Here is a 12,543-nt window from a genome sequence, read left to right on the forward strand (position 1 = left end):
TCAGTCCGTGCCCGTGTGCGCGGCTGCCGCGTCGACCGCATCGACCACGTCCCTGAGTTGGGCGCGCGCGGTGATGCCGAGCTTGGGGAATGCGCGGTAGAGGTGTGAGCCGACGGTGCGCGGAGACAGGTAGACCTTGTCGGCCACCTCGCGGTTGCTCAGGCCGAGCGCGGCGAGTCGCACGATCTGCTGTTGCTGGGCGGTGAGCTTCGCGAAGGCGTCGGGCTCCGTCGGACCGCTCCGGTCTCCGGCGGCCCTGAGTTCGGCCTGGGCCCGCTCCACCCACGGCTGCGCACCCAACCGTCGGAACACGGCCTCGGCCTCGACGAGCGGCCGACGGGCGTCGGCGATCCGCCGACGGCGGCGCAGCCACTGCCCGTACGTCAATCGCGCCCGGGCTTGCTCGAAGGGGCGACGGGCGAGCGCGGGGTCACTCAGGGCGGCGGCGAAGTGCCGCTCGGCCTCTGCCTCCTCGTCGGCCGATGCGAGTACCGCCCGGCTCAGCCGGACGAGCGCACTCCTGCGCGGAGCGAGAGCACCCGCGTACGCCAGTGACTCCTCGACGCCGTCGACGATCCCGGTGGCCTCCTCTTCGTGGTGTGTCCGGGCCGCGGCGGCCGCCAGCTCGGGCAGCGCCGGGTAGGAGAGGTGATAGTGCGCGGGGTTTCCCCGGCCGTCGAAGAGCGTCCGGTAGTGCTGGTACGCGGTCTCATGGTCGCCTTCCGCGGTGGCGGCGGCGCCCAGCGCGCGGTGGGCGAGGACGAGCACGGAACGGCTCTCGTCCGGGTCGACCAGCGAGAGGGCGTGCCGGGCCCGGGCGCGCGCTCCGGTCACGTCCCCGCGCAGGGCACGCAGCAGCGCCTCGGTCGAGACGGCGCAGGCCACGGCATGGTCGAGTCCCGCACGGGACGCCACGGCCTCGAGGTCGGCGCAGGCGCTCCGGGCGCGGGCCCACCGCCCCTGTTCCAGGTAGGCGAGGGCGGCGACCCCGCCGAGGCCGTCCGGCAGTGGTTCCTGCGACTTCCAGGAGGCGAAGGCATCGTCGAAGGTCCGTGCCGCCGTGTCGGTCTCGTCGAGCAGCCAGGCGGCGACGGCGAGCAGGGTCAGTGTCTCCGGCTCCTCGCGCGCGGCCGCGGCCAGGGCGGGCAGTTGCGATACGAGGTGCGGGTCGGCCGCCTGGGGGTGTGCGACGGTCCCGGTCCACGCCGCCAGGAGCCTGTCCCGCTCGCCGAGAGCCGAGGTGGGGTGAGCGGTGACACCGGGCAGCAGGCGTTCGATCTCGTGCAGTTGGGCCGTGTCACCGGAGTAGAAGCGGACCACCGCGGCGGCGGCCAGGGCCTCCAGCGCGGCTCCGGGTTCACCATGGCCCGCCAACACGGCGGCTGGGCGCATGAGTTGACCGAAGGCGGCGCTGTGCGATGCGGTCAGGGCCATGAGCCGGCCCACCTGGACGGCCGCGAGGGCCGCGGCCTTCGGGTCGTCGGTATGAGAGCGGGTGCGGGCGGCCAGCCGTTCGACCGAGTCGAGACGGCCGGTGAGGACCGCCGTGCTCGTCGCGGCGGTGAGCAGCCGGGTGCTCTCGCCCCGGTCGGGGTGGAGTTCCGCCGCCCTCTCCAGCATGTGCGCGGCGGCCGCGTGGCCGCTGCGCTGCCGTGCCCGCTCCGCACCGGCCTCCAGTGCGGCCGACACCCGCGCGCTCGACCCGGAGGTGGCGGCGGCGAGGTGCCAGGCGTGCCGGTCGGGGGCCTGCTCGCGGAAGAGCTCGGCCAGTTCGAGGTGTGCCGCCCGCCGTTCGTGCGCGGGGGCCGCCTGGTGGACGGCGAGACGGGAGAGCGGATGGCCGTGGCGCAGCCGTCCCCCGCCGCGCCGCACGAGCCCGGCCTCCTCGGCGGGCGTCCACACCGGGTCGGCGACGTCCGGCAGCCAGGACCGCACCGCCTGTACGGGGTCCTCGGTGTCCGCGGTGGCCAGGCGCACCACGGAGCGGCGGGTCGCTTCGGGCAGGGCCGCCAGCTCGTCGGCGTAGAGCCGCTCCAGTCGGTCGGTGACCGGCAGCGGGCCGTCGGGCCCACCGCCGTCGTCACCGGCGGTGGTGGTGGCGCGGGCGAGTTCCACCAGCGCGAGCGGATTGCCCTCGGCCTGGTCGAGGACACGATCCCTGACCAGGCCGGTCGGCACCCGTGGCTGGAGATCCAGCAGCCGCGCCGCCGCGCTCCGGTCGAGCGGAGCGAGTTCGAGGGCGACCGCTCGCGCGGTGATGTCCCGCGGCACACCGTCCCGTGCGGCGAGCAGAAGGGTCACGGGCTCGTCGGCGGTGAGGCGCCGAGCGGCGAAGGAGAGCGAGTCGAGCGAGGCCGGGTCGACCCACTGGGCGTCGTCCACGACCACCAACAGGGGCTGCCGCGCGGCGAGTTCGGACAGCAGGGCCAGCACGCCGATCCCGATGAGCATGGGATCCGGCGCCCGGCCCGGCTCCGCCGGGCCGAAGGCGGCATGCAGGGCTTCGCGCTGCCGCGGCGGCAGTGTCCCGATGTCCTCGCGGGCCGGACGCAGCAGCTGGTGCAGGCCGGAGTACGCCAGGCCGCTCTCGGACCGGCTGCCGTACGCCCGCAGCACACGTCCGCCGTCCGCGGCGAACCGGCCCGCGACGGCTTCCAGCAGGGTGGTCCTGCCACTGCCTGGCGCCCCCACCACGGTCACCAGTGGGCCCATCGCACCCGGAGGCCGCACCGCCGCGAGCAGCGTGCACAGCTCCGCGTCCCTGACCACGTCGTCCACCAGCCCTCTCCGCCTCCCCTCACATCGTACGAATCACATCGCACGAAGACGGGCCCGGCACAGATGCAGGAGCAGGCACAGATGCAGATGCAGGTGCAGGCACAGGTGCAGTCACGTGACCGATACCGCCGAGACATCCCCCGCCCGCAGGGTGGAGGGCGTCCACCGCCACCAAGGCGAACGAGCCATCAAGGAGAGCCACCATGCCTCCCCTCACCACCTCCGAGACCGGCACCGCGATCGAGACCGGCACCGCGGCACCGACAGTCACCACCCTCGAACTGGGTGACGTCCAGATCCACCGCGTCATGGAGTTCTCCGACACCACCCCGATGACGACCGATGTCTTCTTCCCCAACAGCAGGCCCGAGGAGTGGCAGCGTCACACCGAGCTGCTCACGCCGCACCACTGGGACCCGCACACCGACCTGACCCGTGCCGCGACCCAGTCCTGGGTGCTGCGCAGCGAGGGCCGGATCATCCTGATCGACACGGGCGCGGGCAACGGCAAGTACCGCCCGCTGCAACCGATCTGGTCCTACCTGAACACCGGCTACCTGGAGAATCTCGCCGCCGTCGGGGTGCGCCCGGAGGACGTCGACCTCGTCGTCAACACCCACCTGCACGACGACCACGTCGGCTGGAACACCCGGCTCGATGGCCGCGACTGGGTTCCGACGTTCCCCAACGCGACGTACCTCATGCCGCGCCGCGACGTCGAGTACTGGAAGCCGGAGAACCTCCACAACACCGTGTTCGGCCGGGGCAATCAGAACGTCTACGAGGACAGCGTCACCCCTGTCGTGGAGGCCGGCCTGGTGGAGACCTGGGACGAGTCGTACACCATCGACTCCCACCTCCGCCTGGAGTCGGCCCCCGGCCACACACCGGGCACCTCGATCATCCACCTGGAATCGGCGGGCGATCGGGCGGTCTTCGCGGCCGACCTCCTGCACGGCGCGATCCAGGTGCACGAGCCGCACATCAACAGCTGTTTCGAGGAGGACGAGGACGGTGCCCGCGCCAGCCGTGCGCGCATGTTCGCGCACGCCGCCGACACCAACGCCCTCGTCCTCCCGGCCCACCTCCCCGGCCACGGCGCCTTCGAGCTGCGCCGGGAGGGCTCGGGCTTCCGGATCGCCAACTGGGCGCCGTTCCAGCTGACTTGATCAGTGAGTCGGCGCCGACTGCGCGCCTCAGTCGGGGGCGACCGCGCGGCTCACGCAGTCGCGGAGCAGGGCGCGCCGCCGGTCGTGCACGCTCGCGGGTTCCTCGGCGGAGGCGGCGTAGACGTTGCTCACCGGGGACCAGGCCATGGACATGGCGATGACCATGGCCATCAGGTCGAAGGGGTCTCCCTTGCGGATGCGCCCGGCGGCCTGGGCCTCCGCGATGGCGGCGAGCTTGCGGTCGTCGTACTGGTCGTGGTCCGCGACGAGATGCCCGGTCGGGCGCCGCTCCAGGCGCGCCCAGGTCGCGAGCCGGATCAGATCGGGGCGGCTGAGGTACTCGTCGTAGAGGCGCACCGCCCAGTCGGCGAGGTCCGTGGCGTCGATGGCGACGACATTGGTGATCCGCTCCAGCGAGGCGAAGAAGATCGCGTCGAAGAGCTGCTCCTTGTTGCCGAAGTACCCATAGAGCTGCGCCTTGTTGGTGCGCGCTCCGGCGATGATCCGCTCGACGCGTGCGCCGGCGATGCCGTACTGGGCGAATTCCTGTGTGGCGACGTCGACGATGCGCTGGTACGTCGCCGCTCCGCGGCTGCTGGATGGCTGGTCGGGCATAGCCGCACCGTAACAGACAGACTCGTCTGTTTGCTTCTTGCCCCGCATGCGCCTACCTTCAAACAGACCGAACAGTCTGTCTGAGAATCTGCCGAAGGAGTTGGCGATGCGTTCCACGATGGGATGGCAAGCGGACGGCGCGACGCGGACACTGCGCCGAGCGCCACTGAAGCGCCGGGACCTGCGCCCGGACGACATCGCGGTACGCGTCGACTACTGCGGCGTCTGCCACACGGACCTGCACGCGCTGCGGGCGCACGAGAGCGACGCGAAGGAAGTGCTCGTACCGGGGCACGAGTTCACCGGCGTCGTGAGCGAGGTCGGAAGCGCGGTGGCCGGATTCTCCCCGGGCGAGCCGGTGGCCGTCGGCAACATCGTCGACTCGTGCGGCGAGTGCCGTATGTGCCGGGCCGGCCAGGAGAACTTCTGCCGCGAGTTCCCGACACTGACCTACGGCGGGGCCGACCGGCAGGACGGGTCGACCACGCTGGGCGGGTACGCGCGCGAGTACGTCGTGAACCATCGGTTCGCCCACCGTCTCCCGGCCGGTCTCGACGCGGCCGCCGCGGCACCTCTGCTCTGCGCCGGCGTCACCGTCTGGGAGCCGCTGCGGGCGCTCGGCGTGGGACCGGGCAGCACCGTCGCCGTGGCCGGGCTGGGCGGCCTCGGGCACCTCGCGGTCAAGATGGCGGCCGGGCTCGGCGCGGCGACCTCCGTCATCAGCCGGACCCCGGACAAGGCCCAGGAGGCACGCGACCTGGGCGCGCGCGGATTCGTCGTGTCCACCGACCCGGAGCAGATGAAGGCGGTCCGCGACCGGTTCGATGTCGTCATCGACACCATCTCGGCGCCCCACGATCTGGCCCCCTACCTGCGGGTGACCGCCATGGACGGCACCCTCAGCCACCTCGGCCACCTCGGAACGGTCACCGTGGACACCCTGGACCTGCTGATCGGCCGCAAGAAGCTCAGCTCGGCCGGCAGCGGCGGCCGCCCGTCCACCGCCGCCATGCTGCGCTTCTGCGCGGAACACGGCATCACCGCCGACATCGAGCTGCTGCCTTCGGCCCAGGTGAACACGGCCCTCGACCGCCTGGAGCGGAACGACGTCCGCTACCGGTTCGTGCTCGACATGTCCGACCTGGACTGAGGGCTATCCGGCGTGCAGTTCCCGGTACTCGTCGAGCAGGCGCCGCAACTCCCGCACCATGAACTCGTAGTAGGTGTGCATGTCGCGCAGCCGCGCCTGCTGCACCTCCGGCATGCCGGCCCCCCGCGCCTTCGCGGTTTCGGCGAGTTCGAGCAGCTGCTCGGTCTGGGCGAGCTGGTGCTGGAGGCAGCCGCTCCACGCGTCGTCGCGCCATACGTAACCGGCCTGGCGGACGCCGGGCGCCTTGACCCGTTCGACCGTGCCGTTCGCGATGAGCAGGCGGGTCATCTCCGACGTCGACCCCTTGCTGGCCCCCAGCACCTCCTGGAGTTCCGACAGGGTCATGGGGGCGGGGCTGAGCATCAGGACTCCCGCCAGCCGTCCGGCGATCGGCGGCCATCCCATCGCGCGCCCGATCCGCCGGCCGAAGTCCTCGACGAGCGACCCGTCGCCCATGGCTGAGCCATTGTCGGCGGTTGGCGGCACCGGTCCTCCCTGTACGGAAAAAACTGAAAATTCATTCTTGACTGAACTTTCCTTGGTGCGTCACATTACCAGCATCCGCGCGGCAGTCACCGGTGCGGGACGCTCCCGCATCAAGGAGTAGACATGTCACAGCACCAGAAGGCTCAGCACGTTCACGACCTGATCGTCGTCGGGGCGGGCTCCGCGGGTGCGGCGCTCGCCGCCCGCGCCGCCGCTCGCGGTCGGCGGGTCCTCCTGCTCGAGGCGGGCCCCGACTACCGCTCGGCGCAGATGCCGGAGGCGTGGCGCTCCCCCAACCCGGTGGTGGCCCTCATGGATCCCGCGGCCTCCGAGCACCTCGTATGGACCGGTCTGAACTCCTCGCGCACCGAGAAGCAGCCGCAGGCCCCGTACTGGCGAGGCCGCGGGGTGGGCGGCAGTTCGTCCGTCAACGGCCAGATCGCGATCCGGCCTCCGATGGCGGACTTCGAGGAGTGGGCCCGGCTCGGCTGCACCGGCTGGGCGCCCGATGACGTGCTGCCGTACTTCGCCAGGCTGGAGGACGACGAAGCGTTCGGCGACCGGCCGTACCACGGCCGCGGCGGGCCGACCCCGATCCACCGGACCGCGAAGGACGACTGGGGCAGCATCGACCGGGCGCTGGCCGAGTCGGCCCTGGCGGCCGGGTTCGGCTGGGCGCCCGACGTCAACGCGCCCGGCGCGACCGGTGTCTCGCCGTACCCGATCAACTCCCGTGCCGGCCGCCGCGTCAGCGTCAACGACGCCTACCTCGAAGCCGGGCGCGAGCTGCCCGGTCTCACCATCCGCGGCGACGCGCTCGTGGACACCGTCGTCTTCGAGAACGACCGCGCGGTCGGTGTGCGTGCGGTGATCGACGGTTCCCTCGTCACCGAGTACGCGGACGAGGTGGTCCTCAGCGCGGGAGTCGTCCACTCCCCCGCGATCCTGCTGCGCTCGGGCATCGGCCCCGCCGCCCAACTGCGGGCGCTGGGGATCGAGGTGCGTCAGGACCTGCCGGTCGGTGTCGGCATGCAGGACCACGCGATGACGGTGCTCTCGCTGCCGCTGCGGCCCGAGGCGGCCATCAAGTCGCCGCACGACCGGCACACCAACGTGTGCGTACGCTGGTCCAGCCGGTCGGGCACACACTCCGACGACCTCATGTTCGTCTCGCTCAATCAGAACGTGCTGGCCATGGCGACCGCGAACACCCAGGCGCACGCGGGTGCCTTCGGTGTCTGGCTGAACCGGACCCACTCGCGCGGTGAACTCACCCTCGTCTCCACCGACCCCACGGCACACCCGTACGTCGCCCAGCGCATGCTCTCCGACGCGCGCGACCTCGCCCCGATGAGGGAGGGTGTGCGCGCCCTCGTCGAGTTGAGCGCGAGCGCCGAGACGGCCGCCGTCCTGGGCGGATCGGTCGAGGAGGCGAACGCCCCGCTGTTCGCGGCCCTGGCGGACGACAGCGCCCTCGATGACCACCTGCTGTCCACAGTCCTCGACGCCCAACACGGCACGAGCACCTGCCGGATGGGCGCGCCCGGCGCCGCCGGGACGGTCGTCGACCCGGCCTGCCGGGTGCAGGGTGTCCGGGGCCTGCGGGTCGTCGACGCCTCGGTCTTCCCGTCCGTGCCCCGGGCCAACACCAACCTCGCCGCCATCATGGCCGGCGAGCTCATGGCCGACCGCCTCGACGCCTGACACCGCCCCCGTGACGCGCAGCACCCCCTACCGAACAGAAACGGCCCCCACCATGGAAACCCTCCAGAACTTCATCGGCGGCCGGTGGGAGAAGCCGGCCGGCGAGGACGTCGTCGCCGTGGTCAATCCCGCCACCGAGGAAGCCACAGCCCAGTTCCACGCGGGCAACGCCGACGACGTCGACCGCGCCGTGGCCGCGGCGGGCGCCGCGCAGCGGGAGTGGGCCGCACTCACCGTCGCGCGGCGCGTGGAGCACCTGCACACCTGGGCCGACGCGATCGCCGCGCACGCCGCGGAGCTGGCCGAGCTGGAATGCCGGGAGATGGGCAAGCCGGTCGGCATCGGGCGCACGTTCGTCGAGGGCGCGGTGGCCGGGCTGAAGGCCGCCGCCGACCAGGCGCTCACCTACCCGTTCAGCGAAACGGTGACCGGTCCGGGTCCAGCGGGCGAGCGGACCGACATCGTCCGCCACCCGCTCGGTGTCACCGCCGTGATCACCCCGTGGAACTTCCCCGTCGCCATGGTCCTCGGCGCCCTCGGCCCCCTGCTGGCCGCCGGGAACACCGTCGTGGTCAAGCCCTCGGAGCGGTCCCCGCTCTCGACGGTGCGGCTGTTCGAGCTGGCCGCCGCTTCCGGGCTGCCGGCGGGCGTACTCAACCTGCTCCTCGGCGACGGCCCCACCGGCGCGGCGCTGGCGGAGCACGAGGACGTACGACTCGTCCACTTCACCGGGTCGGTCGCAGCGGGCCGCGCCGTGGGCACGGCGACCGCGGGACGCCTGAACCGCTGCGTGCTCGAACTCGGCGGCAAGGACGCCGTCGTGGTCGACGCCGGGGTCGACCCGGTGGCCACCGCGCAGGCCGTCGCTTTCGGCGCGTTCATCAACACCGGCCAGATCTGCACCTCCATGGAACGGATCTACGTCCATGAGCGGGTCGCGGACGAGTTCGTCGAGGCCCTGGTGGCCGCGGCACACACCTTCACCATCGGCGACGGCCTCGACCCCGCCACGATGCTCGGCCCCCTCGTGGACGCCCGCCAGCGCGACACCGTACGACGCCATGTCGAGGACGCCGTCGCCAAGGGTGCCACCGTGCACACCGGAGGGGCGGTTCCGGAACGTCCCGGCTACTTCTACCCGGCGACCGTGCTCACCGGGGTCGACGACACCATGCTGGTGATGACCGAGGAGACGTTCGGGCCGGTGGCGCCCGTCACCGTCGTGGCCGACTTCGAGGAGGGCCTCACCCGCGCCGCCGACTCGCGCTACGGCCTCGCAGCCACCGTCTACACCGACGACCCCGACCACATCGCGGCGGCAGCACACCTCCCCGTGGGTGTCGTCTGGGTCAACCAGTGGCAGGGCGGCGGCCCCGAGCGGCTCTACGAACCCGCCCGCGACAGCGGCATGGGCGCCACCGGCGCACGTGCCGCGTACGACGCCGCGACCCGGCCCGCCACCGTGCACATCGCCGCCACGTCCCCGGCGGTGGCCCGGTGATGGCCGCCAAGGAGACCGCGGCACGGCACATCCGTGCCGCCGAGGACAGCCTGATCGAACTGTCCCACCGCATCCACTCCCACCCGGAGTTGGCGTTCGAGGAGCATCGCGCCAGCCGCTGGGTCGCCGATGCTCTCAGCGATGCGGGGTTCGAGGTCCGGCACGGGTACTGCGACCTGCCGACCGCCGTGGAAGCGACCATCGGCAGCGGTCCGACGCACATCGCGATCTGCGCGGAGTACGACGCGCTGCCGGACATCGGGCACGCCTGTGGCCACAACATCATCGCCGCCGCGGCGGTCGGCGCCGGGATCGGACTGGCCCCTTTGGCGGACGAACTCGGCCTGACCGTAAGGGTGTTGGGCACACCCGCCGAGGAGGGCGGCGGCGGCAAGGTGCTCATGCTGGAGCGGGGCGCCTTCGACGGCGTGCACGCGGCCATGATGGTGCACCCGGCCGCGGTCGAGATGGCGGCGATGCCGGGCCTGGCCGTCACCCAGCTCGATGTGACCTACAAGGGCAAGCCGGCACACGCCGGCGCCTACCCCGAACTGGGCGTGAACGCGGCGGACGCCATGACCCTCGCCCAGGTGGGCATCGGGCTGCTGCGCCAGCAGACCGCCGCCTCCGACCGCATCCACGGCGTCGTCACAGAGGCCGGCTCCGCCGCCAATGTCATCCCCGACGTCAGCCGCGGCCACTGGATCGTGCGCAGCGACACCCTGGACGCCCTCCAGCCGCTGACGGAGCGTGTGTACCGCTGTTTCGAAGCGGGCGCACTGGCCACCGGCTGCGATCTGGCCACCACGCCGGTCGGCCCCGACTACGCCGACCTGCGCCCGGACCAGGGACTGCTCGACCTGTGGGTCGCCAACGCGACGGCGCTCGGCCGCAGTTTTCCCGAGCTGCCGAAGAGCGTCGCGGGCGCCGCCACCGACATGGGCAACGTCTCCCATGTCGTGCCCACCATCCACCCCATGCTCGGCCTCGACTGCGCGCCCGCTGTCAATCACCAGCCGGAGTTCACCGCCGCGTGCGCCACGCAGGCGGCGGACCGGGCCGTGCTCGACGGGGCGACCGGCATGGCGTGGACGGCCATCGACGTCGCGCTTGCGGCCGGGCGACGACGGGAGTCCGACGCCCGGAGCTGACCGGCTAACCCAGGTTGTCCCTCGCCCAGTCCTCGAAGCGGGTCAGCGGCAGGCCCAGCGCTCGCGCGAACTCCGGGCGGCCCGGCTGGCTCGCGGCGTTCATGAAGGCACCGGAGGCGCCCATGGGCGGCATTCCGGCGGCGAGGGCCTGCTCCAGGGTCAGGTCGGGCGCGGTGATCGGCCGGTCGAGGACGCGACTGAGGACCTCGGCGATCTCCGCCATCGACCGGTACTCACTGGCCAGTTCGAGCTCCACCTCGTGGAAGCGGTCCGGGTCCGTCAGGGCCGCCGCGGCCGCGGTGCCGATGTCGGCGACCGCGGTGAGGGAGAGTCGGGTGTCGGGCTTGATGATCGTGATCAGGCCGCCCTCGATGCCGTGCGGGAAGAGGTAGGCCATGGAGGGCAGCAGGTTCTCCATGAAGAAGCCCGGCTTGACGAGGGTCCAGCGCGCGAAGCCGGCCTTGCGGACCAGGTCCTGGATGGCGGCCTTGGTGTCGAGGGAGGGGGCCATGAAGTCCCAGCGCCCCTCGGCCCAGCCGGACACCTCGGTGTGCTGCCCCGCCCCGGCGACGGAGGTGTGCACGAACTGCTCCACCCCGGCGGCCTGCGCACCTTCGACGAGGTTGGTGGCCTGCGTCAGCTCGTTGTCGAAGTCGACTCCCTCCGCGGTGAAGAGCGGCATCTGGACCGAGAAGACGGCGCGGGCCCCCTCTGCGGCGCGCGTCACGGAGTCGCGGTCCAGGAGGTCTCCGGTGACGAGCCGGGCGCCGAGCGCTTCGACGGCGCGGGCCCGTTCGGTGCCGGGGTCCCGGACCAGGGCACGTACGGGCACGCCCGCGGCGAGCAGCGCACGGGCGGTGGCGCCGCCCTGACGCCCGGTGGCGCCGGTGACGAGCACGGGGGCATGGAGCCGCGACGGATCAGTGTGCGGAACAGACATGGATGAACTCCCTCGACAAGCTAAACGGCGGGGCCCGCCACTTATGCTCGGATACGATATGGCGGACCCCGCCGTTTAGCAATCCTGGAGCTGATCACATGGTCGAGCGGCAGCGCGCCGACGCCCGGCGCAACTACGAGCGGATCCTCGCCGTGGCCGAGGAGGAGGTCGCCGCCCGGGGCGCGGACGCCTCGCTGGAGCAGATCGCGCGCGTGGCCGGGGTCGGCTCCGCGACCGTGCGCAGGCACTTCCCGACCCGACGGGCACTCCTCGAGGCGGTGTCCCAGCAGCGGATCCAGACATTGTGCGCGCGGGCACGAGAGCTCGACGGTCGCGACGGCGATGACGGCGGCAGCCGCGGAGCGCTCCTGGAATGGCTGGGCGAGGTGCTCGCCTACTGTGTCACCGCGCGGGGGCTTGCGGCCGCCCTCTCGTACGACGCGGACCACGACCCCGTGGGCGGCAACTCCTGTGCGGCGGCGCTGATCGAGGCGGGCGAGCCCCTGCTGCGCGGCGCCGCACGGGAGGGCGCGGTCGATTCACGGCTCACGGTCGAGGACCTGATCACCCTGGCCGTCGGCCTGGCCCTCGCAACGGAACACCACCCCGAGCCCACGGCACGCGCCGAGGCGCTGCTCGGCCTCGCGGTGGCGGGGATCAGCCCGGAACGGCACTGACCGACCCACGCCGCTGCCGCCGTTCCCGACACCCCCTTGCACACCTATAGAGTTGCGCAAACAAGCAAGGTACGAACGCGAACGGAGACCGACCAACTCATGGGCATCATCAGCTGGATCATCCTGGGCCTCATAGCCGGAGCCATCGCCAAGGTTCTGCTCCCCGGCCGTGATCCGGGCGGCCTCATCGGCACCACACTCATCGGCGTCGCGGGCGCCTTCGTGGGCGGCTGGCTGTCGTCCCGCTTCCTCGACCGCCCCATCACCAAGGACTTCTTCGACCTGCCGACCTGGATCGCCGCCATCGCGGGCTCGCTCGTCCTCCTCGTCGGCTACCGGGTCATGTTCGGCAACTCGCGGGACTGACACGGC

11 protein-coding genes are annotated in these 12,543 nt (G+C 72.2%); 7 read left to right on the forward strand and 4 right to left on the reverse strand.

Features of this window, described 5'->3' with window-relative positions; all coding sequences use genetic code 11:
- The gene (locus ACNYS0_RS05265; RefSeq protein ID WP_422471477.1) at positions 1-2,778 is read right to left on the reverse strand and encodes a helix-turn-helix transcriptional regulator; all 2,778 of its coding nucleotides are present in this window, start codon (positions 2,776-2,778) and stop codon (positions 1-3) included.
- 203 nt (positions 2,779-2,981) lie between these two features.
- Here ACNYS0_RS05265 and ACNYS0_RS05270 point away from each other — a divergent pair, with 203 nt between their 5' ends.
- Positions 2,982-3,947, forward strand: coding sequence for an MBL fold metallo-hydrolase (locus tag ACNYS0_RS05270; RefSeq protein WP_422471478.1), 966 nt, complete (start codon positions 2,982-2,984; stop codon positions 3,945-3,947).
- Positions 3,948-3,974: 27 nt separating this feature from the next.
- Here the strand turns inward: ACNYS0_RS05270 and ACNYS0_RS05275 are convergent, their stop codons facing one another.
- Positions 3,975-4,562 carry a TetR/AcrR family transcriptional regulator gene (locus tag ACNYS0_RS05275; protein ID WP_422471479.1) on the reverse strand — a complete coding sequence of 196 codons (588 nt, stop codon included), beginning with the start codon at positions 4,560-4,562 and terminating at the stop codon, positions 3,975-3,977.
- 106 nt (positions 4,563-4,668) lie between these two features.
- Here ACNYS0_RS05275 and ACNYS0_RS05280 point away from each other — a divergent pair, with 106 nt between their 5' ends.
- Positions 4,669-5,712 carry an NAD(P)-dependent alcohol dehydrogenase gene (locus ACNYS0_RS05280; RefSeq protein ID WP_422471480.1) on the forward strand — a complete coding sequence of 348 codons (1,044 nt, stop codon included), beginning with the start codon at positions 4,669-4,671 and terminating at the stop codon, positions 5,710-5,712.
- A gap of 3 nt (positions 5,713-5,715) precedes the next feature.
- Here the strand turns inward: ACNYS0_RS05280 and ACNYS0_RS05285 are convergent, their stop codons facing one another.
- Positions 5,716-6,168 carry a GbsR/MarR family transcriptional regulator gene (locus ACNYS0_RS05285; RefSeq protein ID WP_422471481.1) on the reverse strand — a complete coding sequence of 151 codons (453 nt, stop codon included), beginning with the start codon at positions 6,166-6,168 and terminating at the stop codon, positions 5,716-5,718.
- A 153-nt stretch (positions 6,169-6,321) separates the two neighbouring features.
- Between ACNYS0_RS05285 and ACNYS0_RS05290 the strand changes: the two genes are divergently transcribed.
- Genes ACNYS0_RS05290 through ACNYS0_RS05300 form a run of 3 tightly spaced genes read left to right on the forward strand, consistent with a single transcriptional unit; the run spans position 6,322 to position 10,554 of the window.
- Positions 6,322-7,902 carry a GMC family oxidoreductase gene (locus ACNYS0_RS05290; RefSeq protein WP_422471482.1) on the forward strand — a complete coding sequence of 527 codons (1,581 nt, stop codon included), beginning with the start codon at positions 6,322-6,324 and terminating at the stop codon, positions 7,900-7,902.
- Positions 7,903-7,912: 10 nt separating this feature from the next.
- The gene (locus ACNYS0_RS05295) at positions 7,913-9,403 is read left to right on the forward strand and encodes an aldehyde dehydrogenase family protein (protein ID WP_422471483.1); all 1,491 of its coding nucleotides are present in this window, start codon (positions 7,913-7,915) and stop codon (positions 9,401-9,403) included.
- Positions 9,403-10,554 (forward strand): M20 family metallopeptidase, encoded by a 1,152-nt coding sequence (locus ACNYS0_RS05300; protein WP_422471484.1) that lies wholly within the window; start codon positions 9,403-9,405, stop codon positions 10,552-10,554. The genes ACNYS0_RS05295 and ACNYS0_RS05300 overlap by 1 nt, the downstream gene beginning before the upstream one ends.
- A gap of 4 nt (positions 10,555-10,558) precedes the next feature.
- On the opposite strand, the gene ACNYS0_RS05305 is transcribed toward ACNYS0_RS05300, so the two are convergent.
- Entirely contained in the window at positions 10,559-11,494 is a 936-nt protein-coding gene (locus tag ACNYS0_RS05305) for an NmrA/HSCARG family protein (RefSeq protein ID WP_422471485.1), read from the reverse strand.
- Between the two features lie 98 nt (positions 11,495-11,592).
- Between ACNYS0_RS05305 and ACNYS0_RS05310 the strand changes: the two genes are divergently transcribed.
- Positions 11,593-12,171 (forward strand): TetR/AcrR family transcriptional regulator, encoded by a 579-nt coding sequence (locus ACNYS0_RS05310; RefSeq protein ID WP_422471486.1) that lies wholly within the window; start codon positions 11,593-11,595, stop codon positions 12,169-12,171.
- Between the two features lie 99 nt (positions 12,172-12,270).
- Positions 12,271-12,537, forward strand: a complete 267-nt coding sequence (locus tag ACNYS0_RS05315; RefSeq protein ID WP_422471487.1) for a GlsB/YeaQ/YmgE family stress response membrane protein — start codon at positions 12,271-12,273, stop codon at positions 12,535-12,537.
- Positions 12,538-12,543 lie beyond the last annotated feature (6 nt).

Source organism: Streptomyces anthophorae (assembly GCF_049310305.1).
GTDB lineage: Bacteria > Actinomycetota > Actinomycetes > Streptomycetales > Streptomycetaceae > Streptomyces.